Below are 15863 nucleotides of genomic sequence, written 5' to 3'. Positions count from 1 at the left end.
GTTCGACCGAGGCGCCGCGCAGGGCCTCGGTCCTGCCGTGCGCCTTGGTCAGGTCACGGGCCGCGAGCAGCGGCACTGGGTTGCTCATGCTGAGTCGACCTCCGCGGTCAGGGTGGTGAGCCGGGCCGCCGTGGTGGTCATCCAACGGAGGTCGGCGTCGAGGTGGTTGAGGGCGTAGTCCGCCGAGAGAACGGTCGCGAGGTCGGCGCTCGGGCCGGTCTTGACCGCCGTGAGCTGCCGCATGCGCTCCATGTGGGCGGTGCGCTGGGCGTGCAGATAGGCCGCCGGGTCGCCGCCGGACAGGATCGAGACGACGACCTTGGCGAAGATCTCGTTCGTCACGAACGGCGCGGGCGGGGTGACCTCACCGGCCCAGTGGGCCAGTTCGCGCTCTCCGTCGGCCGTCGAGCGGTACACGGTGCGCTCGGGGCCGCCGTCCGAGTCGGTGCCGTCGACCTCCGCGAGACCGTCGCGGACCAGGCGCTGCAGGGTTGTGTACACCTGCCCGTAGGCCAGCGGACGGGCCTGCGGGAAGCGCTCGTCGTGCCGTCGCTTCAGGTCGTAGCCGTGGCTGGGACCCGTGGCGAGGAGTCCGAGCAGGATGTGGCGCGTGCTCATGGAGATCATTATGTACTGAGTACATGTACTGAGTGAATAGTCGGCGACGGAAAATATCCGGTGGCGGGCTGAGCAGGCGCAGTCCGCCACCGGAGCGGACACGAAATGTGACGAGAACGGCGTTGTTGGTCGTGGGGCGTCTGGCCTCGCGTTCGCTGGGTAGGGCTGCGGTGAACCCGTCACCGAACAAGGAGGCCACCGTGGCCGCATCCGCACACCTTCTGCTCTCGGCGCTGTCCGAACGCTCCAAACGCCCGGCGGACCCCTCCGCCCACCCCGAAGACCCCCACCTGTGCATGTTCAGCGCGGAAGGAGCCTGCGCCCAGGCTCCGCTGACCAGCGAGCCCCCGCTGCCCGACGCCGAGCCCCTCACCAGCGAGCCGCCGCTCGCCGCCCCGGACGCCGACACCACGAGGCCGTAGATGACCGCATCCCGCCCGGGCGAACCCCCCGACGAAGACCTGTGCAGGCTCGCCGAGCTGCACGGTGTCGCCACCTCCTACAGTCCCTCCCCGGACCGTACGGTCACCGCCTCGGCCGCCGCGCTCATCCGCACCCTGGGCGCCCTCGGCGTCGACGCCGGCACCCCCGAGGCCGTGCGCACCGCGCTCGCCGCCCGGCGCCGGGAACTGGACGAGCGGCTGCTGCCGCCGACGGTGGTGTGCTGGGGTACCGCCGCGCCGGACGCCCTCGCGACGCTGCCCGCGGGAACCCGGCTGCGGATCGAGACCGAGCAGGGCGAGACCCGCACCGCCACCGAGCAACTCCCGCCCGGCGTCCACCGACTGACCGCCACCGCCCCTGACGGCCGCACCGCCCACGCCCACCTCGTGGCCGCCCCGGCCCGCCTGCCCACGCCCACGGGACGCTCGTACGGACTCCTCGTCCAGCTCTACTCCCTCCTGTCGCACCGCTCCTGGGGCATGGGTGACGCCGGTGACCTCGCCGAACTCGCCGCCTGGGCCGGCCGGGCGCTCGGCGCCGGATTCGTGCAGGTCAACCCGCTGCACGCGGCCGTACCCGGACCCCCGACCGACCCCTCCCCCTACCGCCCGTCCTCCCGCCGCTTCCCCGACCCCGTGCACCTGCGGGTCGAGGACGTCCCCGAGTTCGCGTACGTCGAGGACCGCGAGCGCGTGCGGGCGCTGCTGGAGCGGGCCGGGCGGCTGCGTGAAGCGGTGCTGGAGAAGGGGGCGTTGATCGACCGGGACGCGGTGTGGGAGGCGAAGCGGGAGGCGCTGGAGCTCCTCCACGAGGTGCCCCTCGGCCCCGGCAGACACGCTGCCTACTGCGACTACCTCGCCGAGCAGGGCCAGGCACTGGAGGACCACGCCACCTGGTGCGCCCTGGCCGAGGTGCACGGCTCGGACTGGCAGCGGTGGCCGGAAGGGCTGCGGGATCCACACTCGCCCGAAACCGCCCGTGCGCGGGGGGAGTTGATGGATCGGGTCGATTTCCACTGCCGTCTCGCGTGGCTCACCGACGCCCAGCTGACTGCCGCCCAGCGGGTCGCGCGGGAGGCGGGGATGCCGGTCGGGATCGTGCACGACCTCGCGGTCGGGGTGCATCCCGGGGGCGCGGATGCCTGGGCGCAGCAGGAGTACTTCGCGGCCGGGATGTCGGTGGGGGCGCCGCCGGACGCCTTCAACGCCCGGGGCCAGGACTGGGGGCTGCCGCCCTGGCGGCCGGACCGGCTGGCCGAGTCGGGGTACGCGCCGTATCGCCGTCTGCTGCGGGCGTTGTTCCGGTATGCGGGCGCGCTGCGGATCGACCACGTCATGGGGCTCTTCCGGCTGTGGTGGGTGCCGCAGGGGCATCCGCCGACGGAGGGGACGTACGTCCGTTACGACGCCGAGGCCATGCTCGCGATCCTGGTGCTGGAGGCCTCCCGCGCCGGGGCGGTGGTGATCGGGGAGGATCTCGGCACGGTCGAGCCGGGTGTGCGGCAGACGCTGCGCTCGCGGGGCGTGCTCGGCACCTCGGTGCTGTGGTTCGAGCGGGACTGGGACGGGGACGGGCGTCCCCTGCCGCCGGAGTCCTGGCGCGCCGACTGCCTCGCCACCGCGACCACGCACGACCTGCCGCCGACCGCGGCTCGCCTCAGCGGGGAACACGTCGAACTCCGCGACCGTCTGGGGCTGTTGACCCGCCCTCTGGAGCAGGAGCGTGCAGAGGCTGCGGCGGATACGGGGGAGTGGCTGGAGGTGCTGTCCCGGCTGGGGCTGTTGCGGGGGACGGGCGGTGGGCACTGTGTCTCGGAGGAGGAGGCCGAGATCCAGGCGGTCCACCGTTTTCTGCTGCGTACACCGGCTCGCATGGTCGGTGTCTGGCTGCCGGACGGGGTGGGTGATCGGCGGCCGCAGAATCTGCCGGGGACGTGGGATCAGTACCCGAACTGGCGGCTGCCGATTGCTGACGCTGAGGGGAGGGTGGTGACGTTGGAGGAGTTGGCTGGGTCGCCGAGGGTGCGGGCGTTGGTGGAGGTGCTGCGGGGCGGTGGTGTGCTGCGGGGGTAATGGGTGGGCTGCGGCTCATACGGCACCCCGGGCGCGCGGCCCCTCGGGGTGTTCGATACTTTTGGGATCGTGGACAAGAAGAACGCCCTGCGCGCCGGTGCCCTGGCTGCCGGTACGACGCTGATGATGCTGCTCATGACGTCCCCCGCGCTCGCGCTCACCCCGGACGACGGTGACGACCCCGGCACGGGACTGAGCGTCATCGAGACGCTGGGTCTGTTCGTCATTGCCCCGATCGTGCTGTTCGCGGTCATCGCCGGGCTGGTGATGGTCCTGGACAAGTCGCACAAGCAGAAGGACACGACCAGCACCAACATCACGACCAAGGCCGGCTCGAAGGCCTGACGCAGGGCTCCGCCCGAGCCCGCCGCGCACCTCCCGAGGGTGCCGTCCCCGTCGTCGTACGCACGCGCACAGCGCCGTACACCGACGGGAACGGCGCCCTCGGCATGTTTCCGTGGGCGGGACTCAGGGGCTCACGGGCTCGGTGCGGTGAGGTAGCGCTGGAGCGTCGGCGCCAGCCAGGCCACGATCTCCTCGCGGACCAGCGCCACGACCGGCGGGAGCCGCAGGACGTAGCGGGTGAGCGCCAGCCCGAGCACCTGCGTCGCGCAGAGTGCGGCCCGGGTCGGTACTTGTTCCGGGTCGGGGCAGACGTGGCGCGCGGCCGGCAGCAACTGGTCCCGGAAGATGCTCTGCATCCGCTCGGCCCCGGCCTGGTTGGTCACCCCGACCCGGAGCAGGGCCGTCAGCACCTCGTTCTCCTCCCACGTGTCGAGGAAGTGCGTCACGAGAGCGCGGCCGACGTCGTGGCGGGGGAACGCGCCGAGGTCGGGAATCTGGAGATCGATGGCGACGGCCGCGGCGAAGAGGCCCTCCTTGTTGCCGTAGTAGCGCATCACCATCGACGGGTCGATATTCGCGTCCCTGGCGATGGCCCGGATGGTGGCCCGCTCGTATCCGTCGGCGGCGAAGCGCTCACGGGCGGCGTCGAGGATGGCGGTGCGGGTTGCGTCGGAGCGGCGGGAGGCGGGCTTGGAGTCGCTGTCGTTCATGCCAACAAGCGTAGGCCAACGTTCGTAGGCCAACAAGCGTTGACACTCCTCGTGTCGCCCCCTACTGTTGCCAACAAGCGTTGACCAACAAGCGTTGGCATTCCGGAGGTCAAGATGAACGGCAACCTCGGCACCAACACCCCTCGCTCCGTCATTGTCGTCGGTGCCGGCCCCACCGGCCTGCTCCTGGCCGGTGACCTCGCCGCCGCCGGCGTCCCCGTCACCCTCCTCGAAAGGCGCCCCCGCAAGATCAGCAACCTCTCCCGCGCCTTCGGCGTGCACGCCCGCACCCTGGAGCAGCTCGATGCCCGCGGCCTCGCCGACCCGCTGATCGACACCGGCTCCACCATCACCGAACTGCGTCTCTTCCGCCGCCTGGCCCTCAACCTGGGCACGCTGCCGTCCCGCTTCCCGTTCCTGCTCATCACCCCGCAGTACGAGGTCGAGCGGCTGCTGGAGCGGCGGGCCCGCGAGCTCGGGGTCGACTTCGCCCACGAGAGCGAGGTCGTGGGGCTGCGGCAGGACGACACCGGCGTCGACCTCGACGTACGCGGCTCGGACGGGACGGTCGTGACCCACCGCGCGGCGTACGTCGTCGGCGCGGACGGCCATCGCAGCGCCGTACGAGAGGCGATCGGCCTGCCGTTCCCCGGCGTCTCCGTCATCAGGTCCCTGATCCTGGCGGACGTCCGGCTCGCGCAGCAGCCCGAGGGCGTGCTCACCGTCAACGGCGAGGGCGACGCCTTCGCGATGATCGCCTCCTTCGGCGACGGCTGGTACCGCGTCATGGGCTGGAACCGTCGCCACGAGGTGTCCGACGACGCCCCGCTCGACCTCGACGAGGTCAAGGAGATCACCCGCCGCGCCCTGGGTACCGACTACGGCATGCACGACGCCCGCTGGCTGTCCCGCTTCCACAGCGACGAGCGCCAGGCGCCGAAGTACCGGGTCGGCCGGGTCTTCCTCGCCGGCGACGCCGCGCACATCCACTCCCCGGCCGGCGGTCAGGGCATGAACACCGGCCTGCAGGACGCGGCCAACCTCGGCTGGAAGCTCGCCGCGGCCGTCCAGGGCTGGGCGCCGGAGGGCCTCCTGGACACGTACGAGGCCGAGCGCCACCCGGTCGGCAAGGCGGTGCTGCGCAGCAGCGGCGGGCTGGTCCGGCTGGCCCGCGCACAGAGCCCCGTACTGCGCGCCGCACGCACTCTCGTCTCGGCCTTCGTCAACCTGGCCCGCCCCGCCCAGCGAAAGGCCCTGGCCCAGATCTCCGGCATCGGCTACAAGTACGCGGCTCCCCGCGGCTCCCACAGCCTGACCGGCACCCGCATCCCGGACGTCGCCCTCAAGAGCGGCCGCCTCTACGAGGCCCTCCGCGGCGGCCGCTTCGTCCTCATCACCCCCGCCGGGTCCTACGAGGAGTCCGGCGACCGCACGGACCGCCTGACCGTGGAGAGCTGGGCAGGCGACCGGCGTACGACCGTCCTGGTGCGGCCCGACGGGTACGTGGCCTGGGCAACCGACTCCGCCACCCCGGCCACGATCGAGACCGCCTTGTCCGCCCACGTCGGGTGAACGCTGCCCGCCCGTTAACCCTGGGCGCCCGCCGCAATCCGCCGCCGCGACTCGTCGGACGCGGCGCGGTACGCGGCCCACAACTCCCGCTCCTCGCGACATCCGCGGCCAGGGCGATCGGATTCCGCGCATTCCGTGTCGGCGGCCGGGTGCACGTGGTCGAGCCAGGCCCGGAACGCGGCCTGCATCTCTGGGCTCATGCCTGCTCCTCGTGTCGATGCCGGGTGATCTCGACGTTGCAGTCCGAAGCCCGGGACAGGTCGCCTCGCCGCCGGGCCGCCGCTCGCTGGGCGACCAGGGCCTGGCAGACGTCGCAGTCCGTTGCGGGCTCGGCGTCGGGCGCGGGCAGAGGGAGATGCGCAGGTCCGGCCATCGTCGTCTTCGGTTCGCTCATGGCCCGATCGTGCATGCCCCTCGCGGACGTAAAGGCCCCCAATCCGGGGACATTTGGGCGCTGAGTCGATACGGTCGCAGAGACCGCCCAAATGTCCGCCGGGGGAGCCTTGAACGTACGCTTACGATCAGCTATGGCGGAGGCGGGCCTGACGCCTCGGCAGCTCGCCGTGCGGGTCGGGGTGACGGGCAAGACGGTCGAGAGATGGCTCGCGGACGCCGACCTGACGCCGCACGCACGCAACCGCATGGACGCCGCTCAGGCCTTGGGAGTGGACGAGGAAATGATCTGGCCGCAGGCAGTGAAAGATCGCATCAAGACCGGTAACGACCGCGAGATCGTCCACTCGTACCCGTATCGGTCGGCGTGCCCGTCGACGGTGTGGGCCGAGCTCGTGGAGGGGGCCACCAGAGAGATCTTCCTGGCCGGGTACACGAACTACTTCTTCTGGACGTCCGTCCCGGCGTTCGCCGAGACGCTGCGGCGAAGGGCCGAGTCCGGATGCCGGGTGCGGTTCCTGCTCGGGGATCCCGACGGGGAGGTGACCCGACAGCGGGAGGCCATCGAGGACGTGACCCTGACCGTCTCCACCCGCATCCGGATGACCCTGGAGGCGCTGGAGAAACTGGGGCCCCTGGACGGGCTCGAGGCTCGCTTCAGCGTCGATGAGGACGCGGTGAACCACGTCAGCCTTTCGGTGTTCCGCTTCGACGACGAAGCCATGGTGACGCCCCATCTGGCCCGCCTGGTGGGACACGACTCGCCGTTGCTCCATCTCCGCCGCCAGGGCGACGGAGGGATGTTCGACCGCTTCGCCGAGCACGCCGAAGAACTCTGGGGCCGGGCCGTGTCCATCAGTGGCTGAATGCCCCACCCCTACTGCCGGTCCCCCTGCGTCCCGGTCAGGGGCACTTGGAGGCCACGGCGGTCGTGCGGGTCGGGGGAGGCCGAGGCCTTCTCATCGGTGTGTGGCCTGTTGTCTGGTTTCCGAGTGAAAAGCCGCACAGGGCGCGATACTGAGCTGACGTCAATTGCCGCGGGAGGGCCGATGGACAACGTGTCGTTGTCGGTTGAAGGCGATGACCCGGTCGAGGGGCTTGCCGAGCTTTCCGACTGGCTGGGGCAGGAGCCTGAGCTTCGAGGGCTGGTCAGCCGGAACAGCACGCCAAGTCCTGGGGAGTTGGGGACGCTCACTGACGCGCTGGTCGTTGCTGTTGGCAGCGGCGGGGTCTTGAGTGTGCTGGGTGCGTCCCTCAGGTCGTTCCTGACGCTGCCGCGCCGCTCCGACGTCCGCGTCAAGGTCAGCAAAACACCGAAGGGGACAACCGTAGAGATCGACGCCAAGCGGGTGAACGACGTCGAAGCGCTGATACGAGAGGCGCTCGGGCGGGACGGATGAGAGAGCGCGCGATCGATCCAGCCCGGTCGAGGATCGTGCTGGTCGGAACCGCTTCCTACGAAGCCCCGTTATTGCCGGACGTGCCTGTGATCGCCAACAACATCAGCGATCTGGCTCAGGTGTTCACGCATGAGGACCTCGGCGGATTCAGTCCCTTCCATTGCCTGGCGGTGCCCTCGGCTGCTGGCGTGGCACAAGTCGGCGACGCGCTCGTGCGCGCAGCTGAAGAGGCAGAGGATCTACTGCTCTTCTACTACAGCGGACACGGCCTGCTCGGCCCGCGGCGCCGGGAGTTGTATTTGAGTCTGGCCGCGACCCGGCCCGACAGGCTTGCCTTCACCGCACTTCCCTTCGAGGCAGTGCGCGACGCATGTCTCGACAGCAGTGCCAAGAGCCGGGTGGTGATCCTGGACAGCTGCTTCAGCGGGCGGGCGATCGGAGAGACACTTGCGGGTGACGACGCATCGGTGCTCGGCGAACTCGAGGTCGCCGGGACCTACACGCTGACCTCGTCTCCGGCGAACAGAACCGCGGTGATCCTGCCCGGAGAACGGCACACCGCTTTCACCGAGCGGTTGCTGACCCTGCTGCGCGCCGGCAGCCCGGCAGCCGGGACGATGATCAGTCTCGGCGACATCTACCGCCACCTGCATACTCAGTTGCGCGCCGAAGGATTGCCGACGCCGCAGCAATGTGGCACACACACCTCGGATTTGCTCGGACTGGTACGCAACGCCAGGTCCGCACACGTGTCGGGCATGGCATCAGCGGTTGACGTGGGAGCACCTGGACGTACGGCTGACCCAGACAAGACCAGTCGCCTGGCCCACGCCGAAAGCATCGCGAAGACGATCGGTAATGGACTGCGGAGAGCCCGGGCGCTCGCTCAGGTCGCCCTTGCGGCGGCGACTGTTGGCGGGCCTGAGCGCGTGGCGCGTCTGATCGACCAGGCGGAGAGCGCCGTAGACACGATCTCCGACCAATACTCGAAGGTGATGGCCTTGACCGCCGTGGCCACCGCGGCGGCGGTCGCCGACCCCGAACGTGCCATGCTCCTGTTCGACCGGGCAGAGCGGACCGCGAGCACGGCCAAGGCGGACATGGCCCAGGCGATGTCTGTCGTAGTAGCGGCAGTGGCGGCCAGTGACCCTGATCGAGCCGAGGGCATCGCGCACGCGACCCCGCACACGCTCACCCGAGACCGCGCGCTGGCCGCCTTGGCGAAGAGTGTGGCCACCAGTGACCTCGACCGAGCGGAACGTTGTGCTTACGCGATAACCGGCAAGGGCGCGAGGGAGGATGCGCTCTTCTCTCTGGTGAAAGCAGCAGCTGCCGATGCCTGCGATCGGGCCGAAGGTATCGCGAACGCCATCACCAATCAGGACGTGAGGTGGTCAGCGCTTGCTGCTGTTGCGGCGGCGGTGGCTGCCAAAGACCCCGATCGAGCCGAGCGCATCGCGAAGGAGATCACCTACAAATACCGCAGGTGGGCAGCGCTCACTGATGTCGCGCGGGCGGTCGCCGCCAACGACCCTGAACGAGCCGAATGCATCGCGAACGAAATTGCCGACAAGTACAGCAGGTGGCCGCTCCTTTGCTCCATGGCCCCGATCATGATGAACGCTATGACGACGGCGGTCACCTCTGCGGCGAAGGCGGTGGCTGCCACAGACCCCGATCGAGCCGAACGCATGGCGGACACGATCGCCGACAAGTACGCCCAGGTGACAGTGTTGACGTTCACGGCGCAGACGGTGGCCGCCGCCGACCCCGGACGTGCTGAGCGTTTGATCAATCGGGCGGAGCAGACCGCGAGTACGGTGAGGCAGGACAAGGTGCGGGCGCTGACTGCTGTGGTGACCGCGGTGGCTGCCACCAGTGGCCCTGACCGAGCCGAAGACATGGCGTACGGGATAACCCCCGAGCACACCAAAGAGGATGTACTGGTGGCTTTGGCGAAAGTGCTGGCCATCGATGACCCGAATCGGGTCGTACGCATTGCTGACACCATCAACGACAAGAGTCGGAGAACGAGTGTGCTCGCCGCCGCCGCGAAGGCGGTGGCCGTCGGTGACCCTGATCGAGCCGAGAGCATTGCTGACACCATCACCGACAAGAGCCGCAGACTGAGTGTGCTCGCCGCCGTCGGGAAGGCGGTGGCTGCCAGTGACCCTGATCGAGCCGAGAGGATCGCAAACAGAATGCATGACCACCATGCCGCTGGGGAGGTGCTTGGCAGCGTTGTCAGTGCAGTGGCCGTGACCGATCCCGACCGCGCTCGGCTAATCGCCCACCGGGTTCCTGGCACGGCCAGGGAGCGGATCCTCTACGAGACCGTCCTCGCACTGCTGATGCCGAGCAGCTCTTAGAGGGCGCCCGGCACAGTGCCGGGTGCCCTCCACGACGTACCAAGGACTACTCGGCCGCCGCCGCGTCCGCCGCCTGGGCCTTCAGCGCACGCTCGATGCCCGCTCGGGACTCCGAGACGAGCCGGCGCAGGGCCGCGTTCGGCTCGGCGGAGGACAGCCAGGCATCCGTCCTGCGCAGGGTCTCCTCCGACACCTGGATCGCCGGGTACAGGCCGACCGCGATCTGCTGGGCGATCTCGTGCGAGCGGGACTCCCACACGCCCTTGACCGACTCGAAGTACTTGTCGGTGTACGGGGCGAGCAGCTCACGCTGGTCGGTCTGGACGAAACCGCTGATGACAGCCTCCTGGACGGCGTTCGGGAGCTTGTCGGAGTCCACGACCGCGGCCCAGGCCTCCGCCTTGGCCTCCGGCGTCGGACGCGCGGCCCGCGCGGTCGCCGCGTGCCGCTCACCCGCTGCCGTCTTGTCCCGCTCGTACTCGCCCGCGATCTCCGCCTCGTCGAAGCGGCCCACCGCGGCCAGCCGCTGGACGAACGCCCAGCGCAGCTCCGTGTCCACGACCAGGCCCTCGATCGTCTGCGAACCGTCCAGCAGCGCCTCCAGCAGGTCCAGCTGCTCCGGCGTGTGCGCGGTCGCCGCGAACGCCCTCGCCCACGCCAGCTGGTGGTCGCTGCCCGGGTGGGCCGCCCGCAGGTGCGCCAGTGCGGCGTCGGTCCAGCGGGTGAGCAGCGCCTCGCGGGCGGACGGGGCGGCGTACAGGTCGATCGCCAGCTTCACCTGCCGCTGCAGCGACTGCACGACGCCGATGTCGGACTCCTTGGCGATGCCCGACAGGACCAGGGAGAGGTGGTCGCGCGTGGCGAGCTCGGCGTCGCGCGTCATGTCCCATGCCGACGCCCAGCACAGCGCCCGCGGCAGCGACGCGGTGAAGTCGCCCAGGTGCTCGGTCACGAATGCCAGCGACTGCTCGTCCAGGCGGACCTTGGCGTACGACAGGTCGTCGTCGTTGAGCAGGACCACCGCCGGGCGGCGCCGGCCGACCAGCTGCGGTACGGCGGTCAGCTCACCGTCGACGTCCAGCTCGATCCGTCCGTCGTTGTCGTCCCGCACCAGCTTGCCGCTGTCCTCGTCGAGGTCGTACAGGCCGACCGCGATGCGGTGCGGGCGCAGGGTGGGCTCGCCCTTGGCGCCGGCGGGCAGGGCGGGGGCCTCCTGGCGGATCGCGAAGGACGTGATGACACCGTCGGTGTCCGTCTCGATCTCCGGGCGCAGGATGTTGATGCCGGCGGTCTCCAGCCACTTCTTCGACCAGGTCTTCAGGTCCCGGCCGGAGGTCTCCTCCAGGGCGCCCAGCAGATCGGACAGGCGGGTGTTGCCGTACTCGTGCCGCTTGAAGTAGGCCTGCACGCCGCGGAAGAACTCGTCCTCACCGACGTAGGCGACGAGCTGCTTCAGCACGCTCGCGCCCTTGGCGTACGTGATGCCGTCGAAGTTGACGAGCACGTCGTCCAGGTCGCGGATCTCGGCCATGATCGGGTGCGTGGACGGCAGCTGGTCCTGCCGGTACGCCCAGGTCTTCATGGAGTTGGCGAACGTCGTCCACGCGTGCGGCCAGCGCGACTCGGGGGCGGCCGCCTGGCAGGCGATCGAGGTGTACGTGGCGAACGACTCGTTCAGCCACAGGTCGTTCCACCACTCCATGGTGACCAGGTCGCCGAACCACATGTGGGCCAGCTCGTGCAGGATGGTCTCGGCGCGCGTCTCGTACGCCGCGTCCGTCACCTTCGACCGGAAGACGTACTGGTCGCGGATGGTCACCGCGCCCGCGTTCTCCATCGCGCCCGCGTTGAACTCCGGCACGAACAGCTGGTCGTACTTCTTGAACGGGTACGCGTAGTCGAACTTCTCCTGGAACCAGGCGAAGCCCTGCCGGGTGACCTCGAAGATCGCGTCCGAGTCGAGGTACTCGGCGAGGGAGGGCCGGCAGTAGATACCGAGGGGGACGGTCTGGCCGTTCTTCTCGTACACGCTGTGCACGGAGTGGTACGGGCCGACGATCAGCGCGGTGATGTACGTCGAGATCCGCGGGGTCGGCTCGAAGACCCAGACGTTGTCCTTGGGTTCGGGGGTGGGCGAGTTGGAGATGACGGTCCAGCCCTCCGGCGCGCGCACGGTGAACTGGAAGGTCGCCTTCAGGTCCGGCTGCTCGAAGGACGCGAAGACGCGGCGGGCGTCGGGGACCTCGAACTGGGTGTAGAGGTAGGCCTGGTTGTCGACCGGGTCGATGAACTTGTGCAGGCCCTCGCCGGTGTTCGTGTACGCGCAGTCGGCGACGACCCGGAGGATGTTGCGCCCCTCCAGCAGCCCCGGCAGGGCGATCCGCGAGTCCTTGAAGACCTCGTCGGGGGTGAGCGGGTCGCCGTTCAGGGTGATCTCGTGGACGGTCGGGGCCACCAGATCGATGAAGGACGCCGCGCCGTTCTCTGCGACATCGAAGCGCACCGTGGTCACGGACCGGTAGGTGCCGCCCTCCTGCGCGCCGGAGAGGTCGAGATCGATCTCGTACGAGTCAACGGTGAGCAGCTTCGCCCGCTGCTGCGCCTCTTCGCGAGTCAGGTTTGTGCCAGGCACGCGGTCATCTCCTCGTTATGTGTCGGTTGCGCCATCCTTCCACGAGCGCGGCCGGGATTGGGGTGGGCAATGTCAGGCTACCGACGGTAGTATCTGCGGTATGAAGATTAGTGTGAGCCTGCCGGAGGACGATGTCGTCTTCGTCGACGAGTACGCCGCGCGAACGGACGCCGATTCCCGGTCCGCCGTGATACACGCTGCCATCGAGCTGCTACGGCAAGCGCAGCTTGAGCAGGAGTACACGGAGGCGTTCGCCGAGTGGGACGGCAGTGAGGACGCCACGTTCTGGGATCAGTTCTCGGGGGACGGCATCACTGATGAAGCGCGGTGACATCTATCTGGTCGACTACGAGCCGACCCGCGGCAGCGAGGCCAACAAGGCGCGGCCGGGGGTGATCGTCTCGAACGACGGTGCTAACGCGGCGGTGGCGCGGACGGGGCGAGGCGTGGTGACGCTGGTGCCGCTGACGTCTAACACCTCTCGCGTGTACCCCTTCCAGGTGAGGCTCTCCGCCGAGGAGTGTGGTCTCCCCAAGGACTCCAAGGTCCAGTGCGAGCAGGTGCGGGCACTCGCACCCGAGAGACTGCTGCGCCCGATCGGCTCGGTGCCCCGGCAGCGGATGGCTGAGATCGACGCGGCGCTACGGCGACACCTGGCGCTCTGAGGGCAAGACAAGGGGGCGCCCACCGTTCACCGATGGGCGCCCCTCAGGCGTGTCGGCGGCGCCTACGCGCTCAGCTCCGCTGCCACCAGCTCCGCGATCTGCACCGCGTTCAGCGCAGCGCCCTTGCGGAGGTTGTCGTTGGAGACGAACAGGGCGAGGCCGTTGTCCACCGTCTCGTCGCGGCGGATGCGGCCGACGTAGGACGGGTCCTGGCCGGCGGCCTGGAGCGGGGTCGGGACCTCGGTGAGGGCGACGCCGGGGGCGCCGGCCAGCAGCTCCTTGGCCCGCTCGACGCTGATCGGACGGGCGAAACGGGCGTTGACCTGGAGCGAGTGGCCGGTGAAGACCGGGACACGGACACAGGTGCCGGAGACCTTCAGCTCGGGGATCTCCAGGATCTTGCGGGACTCGTTGCGGAGCTTCTGCTCCTCGTCGGTCTCGTTGAGGCCGTCGTCCACGATCGAGCCGGCGAGCGGGAGGACGTTGTACGCGATCGGCGCCACGTACTTGTCCGGCGCCGGGAACTCGGCCGCCGAGCCGTCGTGGGTCAGCTTGGGCGCGTCCTCGCCGACCTTCTTGACCTGCTCGAACAGCTCGTCGACGCCGGCCAGGCCGGAGCCGGACACCGCCTGGTAGGTGGCGACGACCAGGGCCTCGAGCCCCGCCTCCGCGTGCAGCGGCTTCAGGACCGGCATCGCGGCCATCGTCGTGCAGTTCGGGTTGGCGATGATGCCCTTGGGGCGGCTCGCGATCGCATGCGGGTTCACCTCGGACACCACGAGCGGCACCTCGGGGTCCCGGCGCCAGGCGGAGGAGTTGTCGATCACGACCGCGCCCTGCGAGGCGACCTTCTCGGCCAGCGCCTTGGAGGTGGCGCCGCCCGCGGAGAACAGCACGATGTCCAGGCCGGTGTAGTCGGCCGTCGACGCGTCCTCCACCGTCACACCGTCGAGGACCGTCCCCGCCGAACGGGCCGAGGCGAACAGGCGCAGCTCGGTGACCGGGAAGTTCCGCTCGGTGAGGATCCTGCGCATGACCGTGCCGACCTGACCGGTGGCTCCGACGATTCCGACCCTCACGGCGACTCCTTTACCTGGCTTGCGGGGCGCCCCGTCCCTGACCGGGGGCCTTTCCATCATGCGGGGCACCCGGGCCCCTGTGTCCAATTCTTTGCCCTTGTGCCCGAGGAATGGGACACACACCCCGTCGGCGCCGGCTTTCCTGCGTGAACCTCCTCTCAGTTTCCGGACGGGTGTGACGTACGCCACAAGCGGAGTCGAACGTTCCGGCCCGCACCCGCGTCATAGAGGAAACGCGGCGAGGGGAGGGGTGGCTGTGCTGCGCAGAAAGGCCCGCCGCGGCCGGCGGGACGACGCACAGGACGACCCGCTGGACGCGGCGCAGGAGCGCCGGGTGCGGGCGGTACTCGCGCTGGGCGGGGTGCCGCAGGCGGACCTGCTGGACGGGGTACAGCAGGTACGCCTGCGGCTGCTGGAGCGGGCGGCGAGCGGCCGGGAGGCGCCGCGGGACGTGTCCGCGTGGGCAGCGGTCGTCGCCTCGAACCTCGCCATGGACTGGCACCGGGCCAAACGCCGCCAGGAGCGGCTCGGCGAGCGGCTGGCCGCGCTGCGCCAGCTGGAGCACCCCTCCGGCGAGGACACCAGCGTGCTCTCAGTCGCCGTCGCCCAGGGCCTGGACGAGCTGCCCGACGCCCAGCGGCAGGTCGTCGTCCTGCGCTTCTTCGCCGATCTGCCGGTGCGCGGGATCGCCGAGGAGCTCGGCATCCCGGAGGGCACGGTCAAGAGCAGGCTGCACACGGCGGTACGGGCTCTGCGCACCCGCCTGCACGAGGACGAGGTGGTGTGACGTGACCGCCGAGCACAACACGCACGACGGCACCGGCGGACTGGACGCACTGCTGGCCGCGATCACGGACGAACCGCTCCCCGACGAGGCCCGCGCCGACGCCGCCTTCATGGCCGAGCACCGCTCGGCGACGGCCGACGTGGCGCTGCTGCGGGAACAGCTGGAAGTCATCGGACGGGTACTGACCGAGCCCGCGAAGCCGAAGGCCCCCGAACCCGAACCCGTGCCCGTACGTCCGCGTCGGCGCCGTCCCTTCGCCCTGGCCCTCGGTGCCGTCGGAGTGGCGGCGGCCGGTGCGATGGTCGTGGGCATGGGCTGGCTGCTCGTGCAGGCCGGGGGCGGCGGTGGGGACGACGCCGGCGCAACCAGCGCCGACAGCGCACAGTCGGACTCCAAGGACGCCGGGCCCCTGGGCTCCCCGGCCTACCTCGCCTGCGCGCGCCTGGTCGCCGAGGGCGACGTGACGGACGTCCAGCCGGTCCCCGGCGAACGTCAGGAACGCATCACCCTGGACGTGACCCGCTCCTACAAGCCCGCGAAGGGCGAGGACGAGGTCACCTTCGTGATCCAGGCGAGCGCGGGTCTCGACGAGGGCGACCACCTCCTGGTCGCCATCCCGCGCGGGTCCGCGTCCCCCGACTTCTGGGCCGTCGGCGAGCGCGACATCGCTCCCCAACGCCAGGCCCTCACCCGGGCCTTGCCCGAGTCGCGGACCACGGCCTGCGAATAGCGGAAGCAAGGAGAAGGGGCGGGCGCCCGCACGGACGCCCGCCCCCG

17 protein-coding genes are annotated in these 15863 nt (G+C 70.1%); 11 read left to right on the top strand and 6 right to left on the bottom strand.

What is annotated here, in order from left to right; genetic code table 11:
* Window positions 1-84: 84 nt before the first annotated feature.
* Window positions 85-618: a PadR family transcriptional regulator gene (locus ACTWQJ_RS10295; protein ID WP_443306319.1), complete on the bottom strand. Its 534-nt coding sequence runs from the start codon at window positions 616-618 to the stop codon at window positions 85-87.
* A gap of 200 nt (window positions 619-818) precedes the next feature.
* Here ACTWQJ_RS10295 and ACTWQJ_RS10290 point away from each other — a divergent pair, with 200 nt between their 5' ends.
* The 3 genes from ACTWQJ_RS10290 to ACTWQJ_RS10280 all read left to right on the top strand — a co-directional run bounded on the left by ACTWQJ_RS10290 (window position 819) and on the right by ACTWQJ_RS10280 (window position 3479).
* Window positions 819-1040: a hypothetical protein gene (locus tag ACTWQJ_RS10290; RefSeq protein WP_443306318.1), complete on the top strand. Its 222-nt coding sequence runs from the start codon at window positions 819-821 to the stop codon at window positions 1038-1040.
* Window positions 1041-3134, top strand: a complete 2094-nt coding sequence (malQ, locus tag ACTWQJ_RS10285) for a 4-alpha-glucanotransferase (RefSeq protein WP_443306317.1) — start codon at window positions 1041-1043, stop codon at window positions 3132-3134.
* Window positions 3135-3203: 69 nt separating this feature from the next.
* Window positions 3204-3479, top strand: coding sequence for a hypothetical protein (locus ACTWQJ_RS10280; RefSeq protein WP_443306316.1), 276 nt, complete (start codon window positions 3204-3206; stop codon window positions 3477-3479).
* Window positions 3480-3610: 131 nt separating this feature from the next.
* On the opposite strand, the gene ACTWQJ_RS10275 is transcribed toward ACTWQJ_RS10280, so the two are convergent.
* Window positions 3611-4189 carry a TetR/AcrR family transcriptional regulator gene (locus tag ACTWQJ_RS10275; protein ID WP_443306315.1) on the bottom strand — a complete coding sequence of 193 codons (579 nt, stop codon included), beginning with the start codon at window positions 4187-4189 and terminating at the stop codon, window positions 3611-3613.
* Between the two features lie 114 nt (window positions 4190-4303).
* On the opposite strand from ACTWQJ_RS10275, the gene ACTWQJ_RS10270 reads away from it, so the two are divergent.
* The gene (locus tag ACTWQJ_RS10270; RefSeq protein ID WP_443306314.1) at window positions 4304-5761 is read left to right on the top strand and encodes an FAD-dependent monooxygenase; all 1458 of its coding nucleotides are present in this window, start codon (window positions 4304-4306) and stop codon (window positions 5759-5761) included.
* A 14-nt stretch (window positions 5762-5775) separates the two neighbouring features.
* Here the strand turns inward: ACTWQJ_RS10270 and ACTWQJ_RS10265 are convergent, their stop codons facing one another.
* Entirely contained in the window at window positions 5776-5961 is a 186-nt protein-coding gene (locus ACTWQJ_RS10265) for a hypothetical protein (protein ID WP_443306313.1), read from the bottom strand.
* Complete coding sequence (locus ACTWQJ_RS10260) at window positions 5958-6155, bottom strand: hypothetical protein (protein ID WP_443306312.1); 198 nt, start codon at window positions 6153-6155, stop codon at window positions 5958-5960. Before ACTWQJ_RS10260 ends, ACTWQJ_RS10265 begins: the two co-directional genes overlap by 4 nt.
* 283 nt (window positions 6156-6438) lie before the next feature.
* Here ACTWQJ_RS10260 and ACTWQJ_RS10255 point away from each other — a divergent pair, with 283 nt between their 5' ends.
* From ACTWQJ_RS10255 to ACTWQJ_RS10245, 3 genes are all read left to right on the top strand, one after another.
* Window positions 6439-7020: an XRE family transcriptional regulator gene (locus tag ACTWQJ_RS10255; RefSeq protein ID WP_443306321.1), complete on the top strand. Its 582-nt coding sequence runs from the start codon at window positions 6439-6441 to the stop codon at window positions 7018-7020.
* 183 nt (window positions 7021-7203) lie between these two features.
* On the top strand, window positions 7204-7554 hold the full coding sequence (locus ACTWQJ_RS10250; protein ID WP_443306311.1) for an effector-associated constant component EACC1: 351 nt from the start codon (window positions 7204-7206) through the stop codon (window positions 7552-7554).
* A gap of 35 nt (window positions 7555-7589) precedes the next feature.
* Window positions 7590-9923 carry a caspase family protein gene (locus ACTWQJ_RS10245; RefSeq protein ID WP_443306310.1) on the top strand — a complete coding sequence of 778 codons (2334 nt, stop codon included), beginning with the start codon at window positions 7590-7592 and terminating at the stop codon, window positions 9921-9923.
* A gap of 46 nt (window positions 9924-9969) precedes the next feature.
* On the opposite strand, the gene pepN is transcribed toward ACTWQJ_RS10245, so the two are convergent.
* Window positions 9970-12555 carry an aminopeptidase N gene (pepN, locus tag ACTWQJ_RS10240; RefSeq protein WP_443306309.1) on the bottom strand — a complete coding sequence of 862 codons (2586 nt, stop codon included), beginning with the start codon at window positions 12553-12555 and terminating at the stop codon, window positions 9970-9972.
* Window positions 12556-12655: 100 nt separating this feature from the next.
* Here pepN and ACTWQJ_RS10235 point away from each other — a divergent pair, with 100 nt between their 5' ends.
* Together ACTWQJ_RS10235 and ACTWQJ_RS10230 are read left to right on the top strand one after the other, a co-directional pair.
* Complete coding sequence (locus tag ACTWQJ_RS10235; RefSeq protein WP_443306308.1) at window positions 12656-12886, top strand: ribbon-helix-helix domain-containing protein; 231 nt, start codon at window positions 12656-12658, stop codon at window positions 12884-12886.
* Complete coding sequence (locus ACTWQJ_RS10230; RefSeq protein WP_443306307.1) at window positions 12873-13220, top strand: type II toxin-antitoxin system PemK/MazF family toxin; 348 nt, start codon at window positions 12873-12875, stop codon at window positions 13218-13220. Before ACTWQJ_RS10235 ends, ACTWQJ_RS10230 begins: the two co-directional genes overlap by 14 nt.
* A 62-nt stretch (window positions 13221-13282) precedes the next feature.
* Here ACTWQJ_RS10230 and ACTWQJ_RS10225 read toward each other — a convergent pair whose 3' ends face one another.
* A complete protein-coding gene (locus ACTWQJ_RS10225) occupies window positions 13283-14299 on the bottom strand; it encodes an aspartate-semialdehyde dehydrogenase (RefSeq protein ID WP_224739475.1) in 1017 nt (338 codons plus the stop codon).
* Window positions 14300-14549: 250 nt separating this feature from the next.
* On the opposite strand from ACTWQJ_RS10225, the gene ACTWQJ_RS10220 reads away from it, so the two are divergent.
* Complete coding sequence (locus ACTWQJ_RS10220) at window positions 14550-15086, top strand: RNA polymerase sigma factor (RefSeq protein ID WP_443306306.1); 537 nt, start codon at window positions 14550-14552, stop codon at window positions 15084-15086.
* 1 nt (window position 15087) lies between these two features.
* Window positions 15088-15816 (top strand): hypothetical protein, encoded by a 729-nt coding sequence (locus ACTWQJ_RS10215; RefSeq protein ID WP_443306305.1) that lies wholly within the window; start codon window positions 15088-15090, stop codon window positions 15814-15816.
* The last annotated feature ends 47 nt before the right edge of the window (window positions 15817-15863 follow it).

Origin of the sequence: Streptomyces sp. KR55 (assembly GCF_052245645.1) — a bacterium.
Classification (GTDB): Bacteria; Actinomycetota; Actinomycetes; order Streptomycetales; family Streptomycetaceae; genus Streptomyces; species Streptomyces flavusporus.
The sequence above is the reverse complement of the archived record's forward strand: the minus strand, read 5'-3'. Positions and strand labels throughout refer to the sequence as shown.

What these genes read in the sequence shown, in the direction of transcription:
- ACTWQJ_RS10260 (WP_443306312.1), bottom strand. Translation starts at nt 6,155, where the DNA reads ATGAGCGAACCGAAGACGACGATGGCCGGACCTGCGCATCTCCCTCTG.
- ACTWQJ_RS10235 (WP_443306308.1), top strand. Translation starts at nt 12,656, where the DNA reads ATGAAGATTAGTGTGAGCCTGCCGGAGGACGATGTCGTCTTCGTCGAC.
- ACTWQJ_RS10270 (WP_443306314.1), top strand. Translation starts at nt 4,304, where the DNA reads ATGAACGGCAACCTCGGCACCAACACCCCTCGCTCCGTCATTGTCGTC.
- ACTWQJ_RS10255 (WP_443306321.1), top strand. Translation starts at nt 6,439, where the DNA reads ATGATCTGGCCGCAGGCAGTGAAAGATCGCATCAAGACCGGTAACGAC.
- ACTWQJ_RS10295 (WP_443306319.1), bottom strand. Translation starts at nt 618, where the DNA reads ATGAGCACGCGCCACATCCTGCTCGGACTCCTCGCCACGGGTCCCAGC.
- ACTWQJ_RS10265 (WP_443306313.1), bottom strand. Translation starts at nt 5,961, where the DNA reads ATGAGCCCAGAGATGCAGGCCGCGTTCCGGGCCTGGCTCGACCACGTG.
- ACTWQJ_RS10275 (WP_443306315.1), bottom strand. Translation starts at nt 4,189, where the DNA reads ATGAACGACAGCGACTCCAAGCCCGCCTCCCGCCGCTCCGACGCAACC.
- malQ (WP_443306317.1), top strand. Translation starts at nt 1,041, where the DNA reads ATGACCGCATCCCGCCCGGGCGAACCCCCCGACGAAGACCTGTGCAGG.
- ACTWQJ_RS10250 (WP_443306311.1), top strand. Translation starts at nt 7,204, where the DNA reads ATGGACAACGTGTCGTTGTCGGTTGAAGGCGATGACCCGGTCGAGGGG.
- ACTWQJ_RS10230 (WP_443306307.1), top strand. Translation starts at nt 12,873, where the DNA reads ATGAAGCGCGGTGACATCTATCTGGTCGACTACGAGCCGACCCGCGGC.